This is a genomic window from Okeania sp. SIO2B3 (assembly GCF_010672525.1).
In the GTDB taxonomy this organism is placed as follows: domain Bacteria; phylum Cyanobacteriota; class Cyanobacteriia; order Cyanobacteriales; family Microcoleaceae; genus Okeania.
The window spans coordinates 31267-49661 of the sequence record NZ_JAAHGH010000006.1 but is presented as its reverse complement, the minus strand read 5'-3'; the positions used below and the strand labels follow the sequence as shown (position 1 = coordinate 49661).

Here is an 18395-nt window from a genome sequence, read left to right as displayed (position 1 = left end):
CATAAAAATATGAATAATATATCAGAAAAAAATTCAGAAGGAACTATTTTAATCGTTGACGATCAACTTTCTAATTTGAAAATTTTAGCTACTCTTTTAAAAGATAATAATTATAAGGTAAAAAAAGCCATTGATGGAGAGAGCGCATTAATTTCTATCGAAACGGACACTCCCGATTTAATTTTACTAGATATAAAAATGCCCGATATGAATGGCTATGAAGTTTGTGAAAGCTTAAAAAATCATCCTAAAACCAAGGATATTCCCGTGATTTTTATTAGCGCTTTAAATGAAGTTTTTGATAAAGTAAAAGCATTTGAAGTAGGAGGAATAGACTATATTACTAAGCCTTTTCAAGAAGAAGAAGTTTTAGCAAGAGTTAAAAGTCAGTTAATCATTCAAAAACAGAGAAAACTATTAGAAATAGAACAGGAAAATCTTAAACAAGAAATTAAACAACGCCAAGAAACAGAGGCTATTTTATATCAATCTAGAGCATTAATTTCTGGTATTTTAAATTCTTCTCTTGACGGTATTGCAGCGATGGAAGCATTGAGGGACCGGAGAACAGGAAATATTATTGATTTTTCTTGTTTAGTTGTTAATCCAGTTATTGCTAGAGCTTTTAATCAAGAACCACAAGATTTAATTGGTAAATTAGTGTTTAAAAAGTTTTTAAATACAATTAATTATGATTTATTTACTGATTTAGTTAATGTGGTAGAAACTGGAAAGTCTTTGGAGCAGGATATTTATTATAGTGACCAAGAAGAAGGAAAATGGTATCATTTCATAGCCGTTAAATTAGGGGATGGTTTTGCTATTACAGTCAGAGATATTACAGAAAGGAAAAACTTAGAATTAACCCTTGAAGAAACTAATAAAGAATTAGAAACTTTTAGTTATAGTATAGCTCATGATTTCCGCGACCAATTAGAAACTATTGAGTCATTAATTTATTTTCTCAAAGAAGAATATGCAGATGATAATTCTAGCACTAAAAATACTCAATATTATTTTGAATTGATGTTTCAATCAACTGCTCGAACCCAGCAGATTATTACAGATTTACTCGTGTTGTCCAAAATTAAAAAAAGTCCAATAACTATTGAATTAGTGCATTTGAGTAATATAGTTCAAGAAATACTAATGAAACTTCAAATAAAAGAACCACAAAGAAAAGTTGAATTAGTAATTCAGCCTAATGTTACAGCTCCAGCAGATCAAATATTTTTAACAATGGCTTTAGAACATTTAATTGGTAATGCTTGGAAATATTCATCTAAAAAAGATGTTACTCAGATTGAATTTGGAGTTTTATCGGCAGAAAAAACAAAATTCGATTCAATCATTAATCAATGTTCTTTATATTACAAAGACAAAAGCTTATGTGTACAAAAATTAGATGTAATTTATTTTATTAAAGATAATGGAGCTGGCTTTAACATGGAAATATTCACACAATTATTTACTCCTTTTAAACGATTCCATTCAGATGATGAATTTGAAGGAACTGGTATTGGTTTGTCAATTGTGAAAAGAATTATTAATTGTCACCAAGGTTTAATTTGGTGTACTTCTCAAGTGGAACAAGGGACAACTTTTTATTTTACTCTTAATAGCAGTAGAAAAAGTTAAAAAAGATAAAGAAGGAGTCAGGAGTCAGGAGGGAAGAAAGAAGAAGAAGGAAGAGGAGAAAAAGGAGAAAGTTTTTTGGTCGCGTAAGCAGAACAGAGTTCTATCCCACATTCCGCTGTGCGTGAAGATCATTTTCAATTTCTATTGCTATAATAAAAGAAGAAAAAAACTCTACAAACTGCTCTGATATAGATTGAAATCTAGGAGGGCCATTATGATTGAAATCAGTTCCAATCAACAGGATAACGTTCTTGCCTTTACTGCTCATGGTCGAGTCACTGGAGACGACTACGAATCTGTTTTGATTCCCGCTATAGAGGCTAAGTTAAAAGAAAAACCCAAAATTCGCTTGCTTTATAATTTCGGCAGTGATTTTTCAGGGTTTGAAGCTAAAGCTTTATGGGATGATGCAAAAGTAGGTTTTCAACACCCAACTGCTTGGGAAAAAATTGCAGTTGTTTCCGATAATAAATGGGTTGTCGGAGCAACAAAAGTGTTTAGATTTATTATTCCTTGCCCTGTAAAAGTATTCGACAGTCATCAATTAGTGGGAGCCACTGAATGGATTAATTCGTAGGTTGAGCAAGTAGTGATTGGTATAGCAGAAAGAAGAAGGAACGATCAAGGGAACGAAGGAGCGAAAAATCTTGCGTTGTCTGAATTTTAAGCTTTTGATATGTCTGCGCCCTTTTCTTCTACTGCTATATATATTCATATTCAACTTCTTGGAATTTGCCCAACTTAATCTTTATTTATGTTAAGCCAAATATTTTTTTGAAGGCAAAATCTATTTTAGGGCTAATAAATCTCATATTCTTGAACTTCATATTCCTGAACTACTGACTAATTTTTTTCTCACTTCTAGTCCGCAAAAATTCTCCAACAATTGCCATCGCTCCTGAGCCTAAAATTAAAATTACACTCAGGGCATTAATATCAGGTTTTACCCCTGTACGAATCCTACTAAAAATTTCCATTGGCAAAGTTGTTGCCCCACTTCCTGAAGTAAAACTAGCTATTAAAAAATCATCCATACTTAATACAAAAGCTAACAAACATCCAGATACAATTCCTGGTATTAATTGGGGTAATAATACTTGCAAAAAAGCTTGTACTGGAGTTGCTCCCAAGTCAAGGGCAGCTTCCTCTAAATTAGGGTCTAAATCTGCTAATCTTGTGGAAACAACTAAACCCACATAAGCTAGACAAAAAACAATATGAGCTGCAATAATTGTCCATAAACTTAATCTAATTGCCAACGCTGCTAAAAAGACTAAAGTCGCAACAGCGATCGCTATATCAGGAATAATTAATGGTAAATAAGAAACACCTAAATATAAAGATTTGCCTCGAAATTTATATTTTGCTAAACCTACTGCCATTAAAGTACCAATAACTGCTGAAACAGCCACAGCACAAATAGCTACAGTTAAACTATTTTGTAAAGCATTTAAAACCCTAGTATCCTGAAAAAGCTTGACATACCATTGCAGGGTAAAGCCTTCCCATCCTGCACTATATTTAGATTTATTGAAACTATAAAAAGTCAAGACAAAAATTGGCAAGTACATAAAAAAGAACATTGAAATTGTAAATATTACCTGCCAAGAAATCTGAAATTTTGATTTAGATTTAGACATATCTATTGGGATATTATCTTCTGGATTTATTAAAGTATTTGTCATTTCAGTTATCAGTTATCAGTTATCAGTTATCAGTACCTGTTTGTGCAGCATGCCGTAGGAAAGTCAGAGGCTTGAAATAATCGACCAAGAGAAGAAAAATTTTTCCTTTGACTCAATCCTATCCGTTTCCAAGGAGAGGTAATAATTAATAATTAATAATTAATAATTAATTGTTGAATCCTACCTCCTCCCTCATTCCCCGTTCCTCCTGTCTCCTGTCTCCTGTCTCCTGTCTCCTGTCTCCTGTCTCCTCCCCAAACCCTACTTAGAAGGTTTAGCATCGCCAAATTTTAATAAAAGAGCGATCGCTATACTCACCCCAAAAATCATAACCATACTCAAAGCAGAACCAAACCCCCAATTTTGAGTTGCTCCTAAAAATTGATTATAAATTAATCGAGCAGCGGTCATACTAGAAGCACCACCCAATAATTCAGGATCAACAAAATCTCCTAAAGAACTAATAAAAACTAATAAAGAACCTGCAGCAATACCAGGTAAACTTTGAGGAACAGTCACTTTCCAAAAAGTTTGTATAGGGGTTGCTCCTAAATCTGCCGATGCTTCTAATAATCTCCGGTCTAACTTTTCTAAAGAAGCATAAAGAACAGTCACAATATAGGGTAAATAACTATAACTCATACCAATAAAAACAGCGGGAGTTCTATTCAATACTTCTAACGGTGGTAATCCAATAATTCCAATAATTGAGTTTAATACACCAGTGGGTCGTAAAATTGTAATCCAAGCATAAGAGCGTAATAAAGATGAAGTCCAAAGGGGCAAAATAAAGCCTAATAAAAGTAAATTTCGCCACCGTTTAGGTGATATTAAAGCAATCCAATAAGCTACAGGAAATCCCAATAATAAACATAAAATTGTTGTACCTGTAGCAAAATAAATTGAACGCCAAATTACTTTTAAATTAATCAGGTTAAATACTCGTAAATAATTACCAATGCCATCAGGATTTACTAAATCTCCCGGTCGAATATTTTCTACTAAACTCAGTTGGAAAATGACTAAAGTTGGCAACACTAATATCAACAGTAACCACAAACCAGCAGGACCTAATAAAGCTAGAGGGCCTAACATTTTGTTAAATATTTGACCTATACCATTTTTCGATTGATAATTAGATGAAATAATAGAAGATGATTTAGTAGGTGTAGTCATTTGAGTTATCAGTTATCAGTTATCAGTTATCAGCTCAAGTCAAAACTATTGACTGTATAAGGGTTTCAATTTTATCAATGCCCTAACATTTTTTTGTAGCACTATAAGCACTATAGAAGTTAGAAAATTTATCAACTATTGGGTTCTATATTTTTAGGAACAAGGAATTTGATTAACCTTATACTTAGGCTTTAATAACTAAAAAAAGTTCGTAGAATCATCCCACCGAGAAACTTAGGAATTTTTCTTCTTCCTTCTTCCTTCTTCCTTCCTCCTTCTTCCTTCTTTCAATTATCCACTTCTTAATTTCGTCCAGTACTCATCATAAACTTCTTCATATTCACCCAGTGGAGCTAAACTTTCACACTTTTCAATAATTGATTCTGGGGGAAATAAAGTAGGATCTTCTTTTAGCTCTTCCGATAACCTTCGATAAGCTTCACGAGAAGGTGTCGCAAAACTGAGTCTCTCCACAATTTCAGCAGCTATATCTGGCTGTAACATAAAGTTAATCCACTGATAGGCACCATCAGGGTTAGGAGCATTTGTCGGAATTACTAATGTATCCGTCCACAGAGATGAACCACTGCGGGGAGTAATATATTCTAAGTCTTCATTTTCTGGTTTAATTTCTGCAGCATCAGAAGAGTAACACATGGCAATTAACAAATCTTCGACCAAAATTTGAGAACGCCAACCATCTGTAGTAAAAGAGGCGATCGCTGGTCTAAGTATGAGTAACTCTTGGTAAGCTTCCCTGATACTTTCAACATTGGTAGAGTTGTAGGAATATCCCAGCTTTCGCAAAGCACACCCCATCACCTCGCGCACATCATTAACTAGAGTCAAGCGCTTCGATATTAAATCTTGATTTTCCCAGAGATACTCCCAGTCAGTGGGCGCAGTTGGTAACAATTTGCGATTGTAAATTAAACCAGTAGTACCCCAACTTATGGGTACACTATAGGTATTACCACGGTCATATATAGGGTCTTGAAATTCAGGGAACAGATCGTCTAAACCCAGAATTAGAGAATGGTCTAACTCTGTCAGCAAACCCAGAGATTCCATTTTTTGCACCATATAATCAGACGGATAGATGATGCTATATGCTCCACCACCTCCAGCTTGTACTCTAGCTAGCATCGACTCATTAGAGTCAAACACATCTGCAACTACTTTGATTCCTGTTTCATCGTAGAAGCGATCGAGCAAATCTTGATCTGTATAACCTGCCCAAGTATAGATATAGAGTAAATCTGAATCTCCCTGCATTCGGGGGTTAGATTTTACTTCTGCTAATCTCCAACCACAACTAGATAGAGCTGAAGCTGCGATAGTAGCTGCTGACGTTTTCAGAAATTGACGTCTAGAAGTGCCAGCATCTTGCTTGTCAACAGATGTAGCAATAACATTTCCCCGATATTTCTCGAAATTAGTTGGAGGCACTTTCAACAATTAATAATTAATAATTAATAATTAACAATTACCTCTTCTTTTCAAGGAGAGGATTAACGTTTAAGGAAATTTTTTTCTCCTTTAAAGGAGAGGGTTTAAAACTTAATTATTCGGTAATTTTTCATAGGTTTTTGTTATCTTGTCTCGCTGAGAGCTAAACAATTTTGTTTTGCCCAATAAATATAGATAGGAGTATCTGCACTGGGCAAAGTTCCTTCTGTATTGGGTTGTCTGATTGTCATGCGATCGCCTGACAACAGATTTACATGATAATACACATGAGTCCCCATATACATTACATTCATCAACCTGCCTTCAAAACAATTTTCTGATACATCTGGAGAATAAAGACTTAGCTCTATTTTCTCTGGCCGCACACTGACGACTACGGAAGCACCTGTATAAATCTCTCCATTTTTCTCTTCTTCACCAACCGTTGATTGTTGTACAACAATTTTAAGACCACGATCTGTCTTAACTACTATATTTGAATTATCAATAAATTCAACTCTACCCTGAAATAAATTCGTCTCTCCAATAAAATCTGCGACAAAAGGACTTTCAGGCCGCTCGTAAATTTCTTGAGGGGAACCTATCTGCTCTATTCTACCTTCGTGCATCACCGCAATACGGTCAGACATACTCATAGCTTCTTCTTGGTCGTGAGTTACCATCACAAATGTTACGCCTAAATCTCGATGTAAACTAGACAATTCCATTTGCATTTGTTTGCGTAGTTTCAAGTCTAGGGCACCAAGAGGTTCATCTAATAATAATACTGCGGGACGATTTACCAACGCCCTTGCTAAAGCCACCCTTTGTTGTTGCCCACCAGATATTTGATTGGGATAGCGGTCGGCAAATTTTTCCATTTTCACTAACCGTAAAGCTTGTGCAACTTTTTCTTCGGTTTCAGTTTTTCCTACACGTTTAATTTTTAGTCCAAAGGCAATATTATCTTTGACACTGAGATGATTAAATAGAGCGTAGCTTTGGAAAACAGTATTTACAGGGCGACGGTAAGGAGGAGTTTGATTCATGGATACTCCCCTAATCATTATTTCACCTGCTGATGGAGATTCAAACCCAGCAATTAAGCGTAATGTTGTAGTCTTGCCACAGCCAGAAGGGCCAAGAATACTAAAAAATTCTCCTTGACGGATATTCAGGTCCACACCTCTTACGGCTGTATGGCCTTCAAACACTTTGAATACTTTACGCAGTTCAACGTCATTTTGGGTGTCGGTTACTGTTGTTCCTATATTTAGTGCAGTTTGAGTCATGGTTGCTATGTCATAAGTGGGGAATTTACTCTGGAAATTTGGGTCTTTAATTAATTTAAGTGTAATGTTTTTCAATATTTTAGCAGTTCTGGCTATTACGCTTCATCTATTTTGAGTAAAAGTAGCTTAATTAACTAGAGGATAATACAGACATTTATTACATCTGTTAGAGGTGTAGGGTATTAAACCCAAGAGAGAAAATATCGGAACAGTTTGAAAATTTTGCTGTTGTTTGCAAACAACTTTTTAGCTGTTTGTCTAGGAGGTCAAAAATCTGATTTTCTATTTTTTTAATCTCCTACTGCAAAAATCTGTTTGGCGGTTAATTTCAACTCTGGAAATGTAGGATAAATAATTTTTTCATCTCCTCTAAATTGTTGTACTTGATATTCCCCATCAATTATCTGATAAATTGACAAAGTAGGTTTTTTTTGGTCGCCAATATAACGTTTTCCTCCTAATCCTAAATAATCAACTATCCAATATTCTGGTATTTCTAATCCCTCATAATCAATTAATTTATGACCATAATCATCGCGCCAATTTGTACTTACAACTTCAATAATTAGTTTGACTGTTTTTCCTTGAGTAATTGTGGAACTTTTTTTCCATAAAGATTCATTTTTGAAAGCAGATTTATCCAGAACAATTACATCTGGATTATAACCAGATTTATCTGTATCTATAGGTTTAACAATTGCTTGTCTGGGAATAATATAAGGAAGTTCAAGAAGTTCGATTTGTACTCCTAGTTTAAGAGCAAGAAAACCTGCTACTTGTTCGTGAGTTCCAGTAGGTTGCATTTCAAAAACAACTCCATTGTGTAATTCATAACGACCATAACCATCTGGATACCAATCTGAAAATTCATCCAAGGTCATTAATTGTGGGATAGTTTCTACAATCATATTAATCTCTTTTCTGTAATTTTATATTAGTTCTATTCTACGATATTAATTTAGCGTTAAAATTTAGCCTTAGTTTCTAGCAAATCTATTAATTTCAGGGATAAATTTAGTTATTAGACATCTCCAGAAAAGAGGGAGTAGGGAGTATGGGGAAATACAGCAAATTGCAAGTATATGAAGTAGAGATATTAATAATTAAATCCTATGAGTGCGAGCATCTTGCTCGCGTAGATGTACCTCATCAAAGTGGAATACGCTGTAATTGATTTATATAGTGCAATAATTAATTTGATTTTTTATTATTGGAGATGTCTATTCTGTGAGTAAATAATCATCAGTAGGTGAAGGAGATACGTCTGGGTTAAGAGATGATTTTTCTATTTGCATATCGTCTTTTTTTTCAGTAGATTATTCTAATTGTTCGGGAGATTTTTCTGAGGATGGTTTAGCTGTTTCTGGTGCATCTTTTTTCTCCGTGTCATTTTGGGTGTCGGTTATTGTTGTCCCAATATTTAGTGCAGTTTGAGTCATAATTGCTATGTTTTGAGTCGGGAATATGATTGGGAAATTGGGTATTGGATTCTTTAGTATTTTAAGCGTTAGCCAAATAGCCTTAACTAGCTATCCGCTTTGGAAGCAAAAAACCCAGGTAGTTACATCTGCCTGGGTTTTTTAAGTTTTACTTTTTGGATACTACAGCGCTTTTGCTGATTGATATAGCAATGAGCGCTCAGATATTTACAATGTCCAGCTCAAAGTGCAGTAAGCGAAAAGGTGTACAAAAAATAACTGAAATGACCTTTTTCTTGACTGCGGAATGCTGCATAAACATAAATTTTAATTCTCCTTCTCAGATAATAAGTTAATAACTGAATGCTGAATGCTGAATGCTGAATGCTTACTATTCTGTTAGTAAATAATCATCAGTATTTGAAGGAGATACTTCTGAGTTAGGAGATGATTTTTCTCTTGGTAAATCATCTTTTTTCTCAGTAGATTCTTCTAATTGTTCGGGAGATTTTTCTGAGGATGGTTTAGCTGTTTCTGGTTCATCTTTTTTCTCAGTAGATTCTTCTGTTTCAGCAGATGATTCTTCTGATTTTTCTTGTTTTTCCCATTCTGCAATTGGTTTAGTTAAAACATTTTTGAAATTGACAGATAATAACAAAACAGACACCTCTTTTGGTGGTTCTCCTTCAGCTTCTACTTGAGAATATATAGAATTACCATCAAAATCTGGCTTCCCTAAAAATAATCTCCTAGTTTTATCGTCTTGAAGTTTAATTTCTACAGTAATTTCTGGTTTTTCTAAACCATATTCAGATAACTGAGAAACGGGAGTATTAATAGAGCGATCGCTTTTTAATCCTGTTATTTGGTCTAACAAAAATTCTACTGTTGGTAGATCGGCTTCTTTTTCTACAGGCGCAGTTATTTTCCAAGTAGTTTCTTCGGCATTTTCATCCTTTGTTAAAGTTAATATTTCTGATTCTTGCTTGATAGTAATAGCCTGAATTTCTTCTGACTCAAAATTAAACACCTGTTTTTGTTGTTCTTGCAATTCAGCTTGTTGCTGCTTACCTCTAATTTCATAAAAATAAACAAAACCACCTAAAGCAAGTGCTGTTAATATTAATGTTAAAGTTGTTCTTTTGATTTTCATAATTTTAGGAAGTCATTTCAGTTATCAGTTATCAGTTATCAGTACCTCTAGCTGTTGGCGCAGCATGACCTAGGAAAGCGAGAGGCTTGAAATCTGAAATATTCTCTTTTTTTATCCCCTTAAAAGGGGAGGCTTTAGACCATAATTTTTCGGTAAGAAGTAGGGGGGGTAGAGGACAGTTCAACAATTAATAATTAATAATTACCTATTCTAAATTATGAGTTATAACTTCTGAATTCATTATCCTCATGGCAGTCTCTAATCATTTGTTTTGCTTTTTTAATGCTCCAAAAATATATACTTTTTAACAATTATACTGACTTCTAAATTCAGAAATCTCCGTAAAAAAAACAACTTCTGACTTCTGACTTCTGACTTCTGACTTCATTAGTAAATATCCATTACAAAAACAACTTCTGACTTCTGACTTCTGACTTCGTTAACGTCTTCGCCACCAAATAATTCCACCAATTGTAAACCCTAAAAGTGGCAAAATGACTATTGCCATCCAACTTAACAATCTAGCTCGTACTAACCTCATTGCAATACGACGGTTTGTGGTTTTTTTTGGACTAATAGAAAGTATTTTCTCTTCTGGTTTACCTAACCAAGAAACCGAGTTAAAAAAAACATCTTTATTTAGCTGTTGTTGAAACCAACCATTTGTAGCAAATTGAGAATTTCCTAACACTACTAAACGTGCTTCTTCAGATGTATTTTCTGATTTTTCTACTATTTCTGTAGGGTCAAATTCATCCGGTGGTTGACCAGGAAGTGGGGGGATAACTTCAGCTGAAGTTATCTCTTTTTGCTCTTCTAACTCTGAAGTAGAAGTTGCCACAGGTTCATTCGGTGGTTGACCAGGAAGTGGAGGAATAGGAGTAAGGTCTAATCCTATTTCATTACCTTTTTCTACAGTAGAAGAACGAGTAAAAGCTACACCTATTGATAATGGTCCAAGGCGATCGCGACCCTCATTAAACTGTAACTGACCCCTTAAATCTGTTTCGGCCCAACTTTGGTCATTAGTCCAAATTAGCGGACTTTCTACTATTCCATCCACAGTTTCACTTTCTATCGGTCGAGCGAAGGGATATAAGGAAATACCATTGCTAAAGTCTTGAGTAATAGGATGTTCTCCATAGCTGCTAACTAATACCACCCAAGGGTCAAGACCTACTAACCGACCAATACTTGGGTCATCTATTGCCAGGCGATCGTCAACTAATACTCCCCATTCTTCAAATAAATCATCTAACCCTGGGTTAGTGCTTGGGTCTAACATGATAAATACACCACCACCTCGGTCTAAATAGTCTTTTAAAGCAGTAACTTCTGCCTCTAAAAATTCTCTTTGCGGACCAGCAATAATCACAACATCTGCATCTTCAGGTACTTGAGAAATGCTTGCCAAATTTATAGATTCTACTATATATTTTTTATTTTCAAGAGCCTTAACAGCGTCTGAAAAACCTCTTTGACCTTCTTCTAATTCTCGTTCACCATGACCTTGAATAAAGTATATTTTTAAGATTCTGCCACCGAGTATTTCTTCTATATTATTAGTTAGTTTAGATTCTGTTAGTGGTTCTAGTTTTCTACTAATAATAACTTCTTTTCTTTCTCCAGTTTCGAGATGAATTTCTCCTAACTGTTGAACTCCAAATTCATTAGCTTTTCCTGGTTCTTTCTGGGGGTCTACTAACTCAAAATTAAATTTACCATTTCCTTGTCTTTGATAATTTTCTATTAGTTGAGTGTATTGAGGATTTTCCCCTCGATCGAATATCCAAAGTTTGACTGGTTGTTCGAGATTTTCTAATACTTCAATTGTTTGAGGCGATAATGTAAATTTTTGATTTTCAGTAAAGTCTATTCTAGTTTGATAACGAACTGCCAAGAAGTTGATTAACCCCAGAATTATTAGTACAGAAATCGTGGCAAAAATTGCATTTGTACCTGCTTCTGTTGCTCGTCCACCCCACCAAGTTGTAGTTGAATTTTGTTCTACAGAATAAGCTTGATAAAAAATCCACAAACCAATTATGACTATGCCAGTAGTTATTAAACTTAATGGTATTGGTTCCCAAGTTCCTGAAACAACACCTGCTGATACACCGATAATAGTTAAAATTGGTCCTAGCCAAAATATATAAGTCCAAGTACTTTTGATACTGTTCATATTATCTTTTTATCTTTTTTTCGATCTGTAAATTATCTTGAATAGGAAATTAGGAATAAGGGAGAAGTAACATTATAAATAAGTTTAGGGATTTCTGCAATGAATTATTTATACCAAATCCAGTTTAGAAAAGCTAGGAGAGAATTATTATGATTAAATTTATTAATAATCTAACATCACATTTAATCCAGGTAAAATATTTTCACTTGATAACATAATAGGCATAGTTACAATTTCTACCTCTTGATTTTGACGATAAATTTATACTTGTTTTTGTTGAGGATTAATTAACCAACCTAACAATAAACCTGATGCTAAATATTCTCTCATTTTTGCTTGTAAAGGTGAAAGTCTATCAGATTTAGACCGTAATTCAATCACAAAATCTGGGCAAATAGGAGGAAAACTTTCTCTTTCTTGTTGAGTAAGATTTTCCCATTTTTCTAAAGATACCCAAGCAACATCAGGGGAGCGGTCGCCTCCTCCTGGTAAACTAAAGATAGTGGAAGAACTAAAAACTATTCCTAACTTAGTTTGATGATTCCAGAGGCTAATATAAAAAATCAAATTAGCTTCTTTTTGACCACTTTCACCACCTAGAGGGGACATAATAATTAATTCTCTTTGAGGATTTCTTTCTAATTGTAATTCAGGATTAGCTTGACACAGTTGAACAAATTGTTCTCTAGTTAGTTTTGTAATTGGATTAAGATTTAGTACAATAATCATTTCAGTTATCAGTTATCAGTTATCAGTTATCAGTTATCAGTACCTCTGGTTGTTTGCGCAGCATTCCGCAGGAAAGCTAGAGGCTTGAAATATTGAATCGAATATTTTTTTCATCCCCTTGAAAGAGGAGGCTTGAGACCTTATTTTTTGGTCATAAGTTGAAATACTTTATAGGATTTAATGATGATTAAAATTTAATAATATATCAATTTTTATAATTTTTTATAATTAAAATATTTTAATTTTCTATTCCTTCTAAAATACCCACTAAAACTGCACCTAAATCTTTTATATCGTCTGGGATTTTAAATAAATTAATATCTTGTGTAATTTGTTTTTCGGCTTTATTTAATTTACCAAAACGCCAGATATCTCCCATTGTTACTGCGCCATATAAAATATTGTCTTCTTCGACTTCAGCTAATGCAATTAACTCGGCAGCTAGCTGAGTAAAACCTCTAGTTAAATCGTCATTTTTCGCTTCAATAACTAATAAATTATTCTGATAACGCAATAAATAATCCAAATTCCCCTTCAACCAATCATTGACTTTCAGAGGATATTCAATTCTTAACTGACAATGACAATAATAAACAATTTCCAATAAAATTGGAGAGACTAAAATTTCTCGTCTAGCAGTTTCATTACTTAAACTAACAAAGGGTAAAATCTTCTCTAGCTTATTCTGTACTTCGGATAAACTTTCTAATGTTTTTGTTGTCTTTGGCAAAGATAAACGAGATTTAACTAATGAATAGTTTAACTCTGCTAAGATTTCATCAGCTTCATAAGGTAAATCAAAGTAAGACCGAAAAGTATAAGATTGATCTTCTTGTAATATTTTTGTTTTAGGCATCGCGAGACTCCATTAATTCAGTTATCAGTTATCAGTACCTCCTGGAATAGGAAGGCTATTATCTTATTTATTGGTCAGAATAAATGGCTTCAATACCATTTTTTCGGTCGGAAATTAAGTAGGTAAGTGAAAAAAATTACCGAATAATTAAGGTTTAAAGCCTCTCCTTTAAAGGAGAAACAAGCGGTCGTTTGCTTCGCAACGCTGACGCGAAACGCGACAGCGGAACGGAGTTCTCTCTTCGCAGCTTCCCGTAGGGTGGGATGGCGAAGTCTCCTCGCCATATCCAATCGACCAAGAGAGAAAAAATTTTCCTTTGAATCAATCCTCTCCTTGAAAAGAAGAGGTAATTATTAATTATTAATTATTAATTATTAATTATTAATTATTAATTGTTGAAAACTACGTCATTGGGACTGGAACAGAGTGGAAGGTTTGCAGAGCATTCCGGAACGGAAAGCAATATCAATGGTTTTGACTACATCAAAATTTTGTTGAATAGTTAAGTTTATTTGTGCCTACCTACTTAATTTCTTTTGTCAAAAGACATCCTTACATTATTTTTTCACCCTTAGTATTATACCTTTAGTATTATACCTAATTTCTCTACTCCCTATTCTCAAAAATTTCTATCCCCACTTTGCATTAATTCTACCTGGTACAGAAATATATAAGGGGATAAGTTGAAAAAATTTTTGCTGTTGAAGTGCATATTTCTGAATTGTTATCCTGATAAATAAGTAGCAGGACAAAATTAATCTAACATTTTTAGGAGGTTAGGTATGAATAGGGGCAATAAAATTTGTAGTACCACAACTCATAGAGTGTGTTAGATTTCTAAAATTTAGACTGTGAAAGGCATTTAACCATCCGTCGTAACGCACCATTTTAGTTCTGTCGGTTTAGTGTGCATTATATCCTTGGGGTGGGGGGTTCATCAGATAATTTTTAACACCATTAATTTAACGCGGAACCCGCTCCTACTAGACTAAATTCTTCCTTCTTCCTTCTTCCTTCTTACACAAAAAAATCTCAATTAGTTAAAAATTATGCTTTTAGAAGATTTAATCAGTGAAATTATTCGCAAGCGGAAAGCTACTGCAGATATTCCTAAAAAATCTGTGGATTATTTTAATTGTCTGGAATTAAAGATAAGTAAACTTAAAGATTTACAGGAATCAATTCTTAGATTATCAACTACTTCTTCCATGGGAGTTCAACAACTTTATCAAATTGATTTTCAGACAATACTAAACCGAATTGCTCAAGAACGTAAGGTCTGGGAAAATCTCTGGCAAAGACTTAATCGCGACACAATTAATATTGGTGTTGTGGGGTTAGCACGTCAAGGTAAAAGTACCTTTCTACAAAATGTAGCTGGACTAACAGATGAAGAAGATGAAGGGATTATTCCTAGTAGCGATCGCTTGCCTTGTACTACTGTTCAAAGTAATATTTATCATTACGAAGGGGATACTTATGCTAAGGTTTATTTTCATTCTGAATCTTCTTTTATTCAGGAGATTATTACACCTTATTATCAAGAGTTAGGCTTTGAAAATATTCCGAAAAATCTCCATGAGTTTGCTAATTTGCCATTTCCTTCTCAGCCTATTAATCCTCGCCAACCTGCTCAAGCTGAGGCTATTTATGAACATTTGCGACAGGATTATTATGTTCATCTGAATAAATATTCTGATTTATTGCAGTCGGAAAAGCGTTTTATTAAGGTTCCAAAACATAAAATAAGAGAGTATGTTTCACAAAGTTATGATGCTAAAAGTCATCCACTATTTTTCAATCATTTAGCTGTAGAAAAGGTGGAAATTTTTTGCCCTTTCCCTCAAGTAGGAGTGAAAAAATTAGCCTTGGTTGATATGCCTGGTTTGGGAGATACTAGACTGGGTGATACAGAAAGAATGATTAAAGCTTTGGCGGAAGATATTGATTTTATTCTGTTGATTCGGAGACCAGGAAAAAAAGGAACGGGGGATTTTTTACGGAAGGAAGATGTGAATTTATATGATGTAGCTTCTCAAGCTTTGAAGGAGAAACTTCCTTTGAAAGAATGGGTTTTTATGTTACTAAATCAGGATGGGGAAAATGAACAGTTATCTCTGGATTTTGAGAATACTATGCCTAGGAAAGGAATCCATGTTAAACAATGTTTGAAAGCTAACTGCAAAAATTCAAATGCAGCAAATCAAGTTATGGAAAAAGTGCTTGATTATCTGACAACAAATATGAAAAACTTAGACAAACAATATATGTCTGCTGCGTCGAGAGATTTGAGGAATTTTCAAAGTTGGATAGAGGAAAAATTGGCAGCAGTAAGGCAAGCGATCGCTGGTTATGGGGATGTTGATACTGAATATGTGAAACTAAGAGAACAATTTTTACCAAAACTATACGAAAGTATTGAAGGATTTCGAGAGAAATTAAGAGCAGAACTTTCACAACTAAATGAGGAGTTTAAATCTCAGGTTAATGCAGTAATTAATAGATGTCAAAAAAAAGGAGATATTCCTGATTTTATAGATATTGAAATGTGGGCAAAGCGGGAAGGAATTGATGGAGCTTATTTCCGAGCAATACAACAAATGCGACCTGGTATATTGAAACATTTTCAGACAATGGAGGATGGTTTGAAAGAGTCTCATAATCAAACTAAGTCAGAGTTGGCAGATATATTTATCAACTTAGGAATAGGAGGTTTAGTAGAAACAGAAAATACAGATTTTTTGGAGGCTTTTGCAAAGTTATTAGCTAAAACAAACAACTTACCAAATTTAGCGAGGGGGTTTCAGTTCATTGCATCTTTTGAAATTATGTATAAAGGTTTTATGCAGTCCTATGTATGGCAAAAAATTAGTGAAGTTTTGCCTGCAGATCCGATGAAACCTATTAACACACCAGATAATATAGATAATATTTTGACTAATCTTGAACAGCGCCATCAAAATGCTATTGAAGTGTGTCAAAAAACTTTGGATAAACTAGGGGTATCTGTTAACCGGACAAAAGTTTCAATGGTAGAAGAATTTGCAGACCATATTACTCGTGCAAAAGGAGTGGAACAGGAATGGGATATTTTATTAAGTAAAAATCGAAGTCTAATTTGGTCACAATTTCAGGAGTTAGAGGAACAAAAGGAATTACAGAAACAATGGTTTGCTTTAGTAGATGAAGCTTTGTCTTGTAAAGAGCAATTATAATAGAAATATTTGGGCGTTCTATGAACGTCCATTTATAGTTTTTCTGTACTTTCAAATATGCTGGAAATTTAGATTCAAATAAAGCTACTTCAGGAGTTAGAAGAACAAAAGGAATTACAGAAACAGTGGTTTGCTCTAATAGATGAAGCTTTATTTTGTAAAGAGCAATTATAATAGAAATATTTGGGCGTTCTATCAACGTCTATTTATAGTTTTTCTGTGGTGTCAAATTGCGGGTAATTTATATTCAGGTAAAACTACTTCAGGAGTTAGAAGAACAAAAAGAATTACAGAAACAATGGTTTGCTCTAGTAGATGAAGCTTTATCTTGTAAAGAGCAATTATAATAGAAGTATTTGGGCGTTCTATAAACATCCATTTATAGTTTTTCTGTACTGTCAAATATGCTGGAAATTTAGATTCAGGTAAAGCTACTTATATACGAGGTAAATTTCGTCTATGTTTAATACAAAAGCAAACGAAACTGTCAATGAACCAGTCAATGAACCGAGTCCAAAACCACGACCAATTCCTTCACAAATTCGTTTAGGAATTTGGGGTTTTCACCACGCAGGAAAATCTGTTTATATGCTCAGGTTATATGAATATTTACTTAATGAAGGGAAGATTCAAATAACCGATTGGGATACAGAAGAATATATTAATAATGGTATGGAACTTTTGGATAGAGGAATATTTGTATCTCCTACAGCAACAGCAGGAAAAAAAAGCAAGTATTCCTACACGATCAATAATGAGGATGGAAGCAATACTGAATTAACATTTTTAGACATTGCCGGAGATATTTTAAGAGACCCTTATCATGATTTTCTTGATGAAAATAGTCAAGAGAATACTGTTGTTGACTATCTCCTTCAATGTCATGGGATTATATTTTTACTCAGTCCGTTACAGGAGGATAAACAAACTAAACCATATCATACTTTACTAATGAAACTATTTATCGCAATGCAAAGGAAAAGTGGTCGAAAACCATTAGAGCAGTATGTAGCTTTTGGCATTACTAAAATAGATCATCCAGAAGTTAATCAAAAGTTATTGCAAGAAAAATATCAGTATCCCGAACAGATGTTTCTAGAAATGTTAGGGAAAGGACCAAACGTCAAGTTACAATGGTTAAAAGGCTTTTTTCATGCACAAATAGAAAAACCTAAAGATAAATCTAAAGATAATCCTAGATTGAATATAAATCCTACTCGAGAAAATCGTTGTCAGTTATTTTATATTTCTGCTTTTGGAACCTACAAAGATAGTGATGGTAATGTAAAATCTCCTGTTATTCTCGACAAAGAAGAAAAACAAAAAAGCACAACATCCAAAGCTGAATCTGAAGAAGATCCTATATTTTCAACATACGAGCAAGACGATCCAGATCCATACGATTTTGGAAAGGAAAATATCAAGACAGAAGACATTAATCCCAACAAATATAAAATTGATACAGAAGCACCTTTCAATCCAATAAATATATTTTCCCCTATTGAATGGTTAGTAAGAGGAATAAAGAGTTGTCCACCAAATATTTCAAATACTTCTTCATCGGATTCTAATACTTAAAAGCTATTTTAGTTATGGAGATAT

The 18395-nt window shown here is 33.9% G+C and carries 13 protein-coding genes and 1 pseudogene; 4 read left to right on the top strand and 10 right to left on the bottom strand.

Going from position 1 to position 18395, the window contains the following annotated elements; translation table 11 throughout:
- The first annotated feature begins 9 nt into the window (after positions 1-9).
- Positions 10-1638, top strand: coding sequence for a response regulator (locus tag F6K15_RS08120; RefSeq protein WP_293059522.1), 1629 nt, complete (start codon positions 10-12; stop codon positions 1636-1638).
- A 214-nt stretch (positions 1639-1852) separates the two neighbouring features.
- Positions 1853-2215, top strand: a complete 363-nt coding sequence (locus tag F6K15_RS08115; RefSeq protein WP_293059519.1) for an STAS/SEC14 domain-containing protein — start codon at positions 1853-1855, stop codon at positions 2213-2215.
- Between the two features lie 259 nt (positions 2216-2474).
- Here F6K15_RS08115 and F6K15_RS08110 read toward each other — a convergent pair whose 3' ends face one another.
- From F6K15_RS08110 to F6K15_RS08065, 10 genes and pseudogenes are all read right to left on the bottom strand, one after another.
- A complete protein-coding gene (locus F6K15_RS08110) occupies positions 2475-3323 on the bottom strand; it encodes an ABC transporter permease (RefSeq protein WP_293059516.1) in 849 nt (282 codons plus the stop codon).
- 261 nt (positions 3324-3584) lie between these two features.
- Entirely contained in the window at positions 3585-4499 is a 915-nt protein-coding gene (locus F6K15_RS08105) for an ABC transporter permease (protein ID WP_293059514.1), read from the bottom strand.
- 291 nt (positions 4500-4790) lie between these two features.
- Positions 4791-5909 carry a spermidine/putrescine ABC transporter substrate-binding protein gene (locus F6K15_RS08100; protein WP_293059709.1) on the bottom strand — a complete coding sequence of 373 codons (1119 nt, stop codon included), beginning with the start codon at positions 5907-5909 and terminating at the stop codon, positions 4791-4793.
- A 182-nt stretch (positions 5910-6091) separates the two neighbouring features.
- The gene (locus F6K15_RS08095) at positions 6092-7240 is read right to left on the bottom strand and encodes an ABC transporter ATP-binding protein (RefSeq protein WP_293059707.1); all 1149 of its coding nucleotides are present in this window, start codon (positions 7238-7240) and stop codon (positions 6092-6094) included.
- Between the two features lie 290 nt (positions 7241-7530).
- Positions 7531-8148: a Uma2 family endonuclease gene (locus F6K15_RS08090; RefSeq protein ID WP_293059511.1), complete on the bottom strand. Its 618-nt coding sequence runs from the start codon at positions 8146-8148 to the stop codon at positions 7531-7533.
- 408 nt (positions 8149-8556) lie between these two features.
- The gene (locus F6K15_RS08085; RefSeq protein WP_293059508.1) at positions 8557-8679 is read right to left on the bottom strand and encodes a hypothetical protein; all 123 of its coding nucleotides are present in this window, start codon (positions 8677-8679) and stop codon (positions 8557-8559) included.
- A 370-nt stretch (positions 8680-9049) separates the two neighbouring features.
- A complete protein-coding gene (locus F6K15_RS08080) occupies positions 9050-9811 on the bottom strand; it encodes a DUF4340 domain-containing protein (protein WP_293059505.1) in 762 nt (253 codons plus the stop codon).
- 439 nt (positions 9812-10250) lie between these two features.
- On the bottom strand, positions 10251-11993 hold the full coding sequence (locus F6K15_RS08075) for a Gldg family protein (RefSeq protein WP_293059503.1): 1743 nt from the start codon (positions 11991-11993) through the stop codon (positions 10251-10253).
- Between the two features lie 162 nt (positions 11994-12155).
- Positions 12156-12722: pseudogene (locus F6K15_RS08070) on the bottom strand (Uma2 family endonuclease).
- 238 nt (positions 12723-12960) lie between these two features.
- A complete protein-coding gene (locus F6K15_RS08065; RefSeq protein ID WP_293059501.1) occupies positions 12961-13578 on the bottom strand; it encodes a hypothetical protein in 618 nt (205 codons plus the stop codon).
- A 1049-nt stretch (positions 13579-14627) separates the two neighbouring features.
- On the opposite strand from F6K15_RS08065, the gene F6K15_RS08060 reads away from it, so the two are divergent.
- Together F6K15_RS08060 and F6K15_RS08055 are read left to right on the top strand one after the other, a co-directional pair.
- Positions 14628-16793, top strand: coding sequence for a hypothetical protein (locus F6K15_RS08060; RefSeq protein ID WP_293059498.1), 2166 nt, complete (start codon positions 14628-14630; stop codon positions 16791-16793).
- Between the two features lie 459 nt (positions 16794-17252).
- The gene (locus F6K15_RS08055; RefSeq protein ID WP_293059496.1) at positions 17253-18371 is read left to right on the top strand and encodes a hypothetical protein; all 1119 of its coding nucleotides are present in this window, start codon (positions 17253-17255) and stop codon (positions 18369-18371) included.
- Positions 18372-18395: the final 24 nt, after the last annotated feature.

Coding starts and splice junctions, on each gene's coding strand:
- F6K15_RS08090 (WP_293059511.1), bottom strand. CDS start 8,148: ATGATTGTAGAAACTATCCCACAATTAATGACCTTGGATGAATTTTCA.
- F6K15_RS08055 (WP_293059496.1), top strand. CDS start 17,253: ATGTTTAATACAAAAGCAAACGAAACTGTCAATGAACCAGTCAATGAA.
- F6K15_RS08095 (WP_293059707.1), bottom strand. CDS start 7,240: ATGACTCAAACTGCACTAAATATAGGAACAACAGTAACCGACACCCAA.
- F6K15_RS08115 (WP_293059519.1), top strand. CDS start 1,853: ATGATTGAAATCAGTTCCAATCAACAGGATAACGTTCTTGCCTTTACT.
- F6K15_RS08080 (WP_293059505.1), bottom strand. CDS start 9,811: ATGAAAATCAAAAGAACAACTTTAACATTAATATTAACAGCACTTGCT.
- F6K15_RS08120 (WP_293059522.1), top strand. CDS start 10: ATGAATAATATATCAGAAAAAAATTCAGAAGGAACTATTTTAATCGTT.
- F6K15_RS08065 (WP_293059501.1), bottom strand. CDS start 13,578: ATGCCTAAAACAAAAATATTACAAGAAGATCAATCTTATACTTTTCGG.
- F6K15_RS08110 (WP_293059516.1), bottom strand. CDS start 3,323: ATGACAAATACTTTAATAAATCCAGAAGATAATATCCCAATAGATATG.
- F6K15_RS08060 (WP_293059498.1), top strand. CDS start 14,628: ATGCTTTTAGAAGATTTAATCAGTGAAATTATTCGCAAGCGGAAAGCT.
- F6K15_RS08105 (WP_293059514.1), bottom strand. CDS start 4,499: ATGACTACACCTACTAAATCATCTTCTATTATTTCATCTAATTATCAA.
- F6K15_RS08085 (WP_293059508.1), bottom strand. CDS start 8,679: ATGACTCAAACTGCACTAAATATTGGGACAACAATAACCGACACCCAA.
- F6K15_RS08075 (WP_293059503.1), bottom strand. CDS start 11,993: ATGAACAGTATCAAAAGTACTTGGACTTATATATTTTGGCTAGGACCA.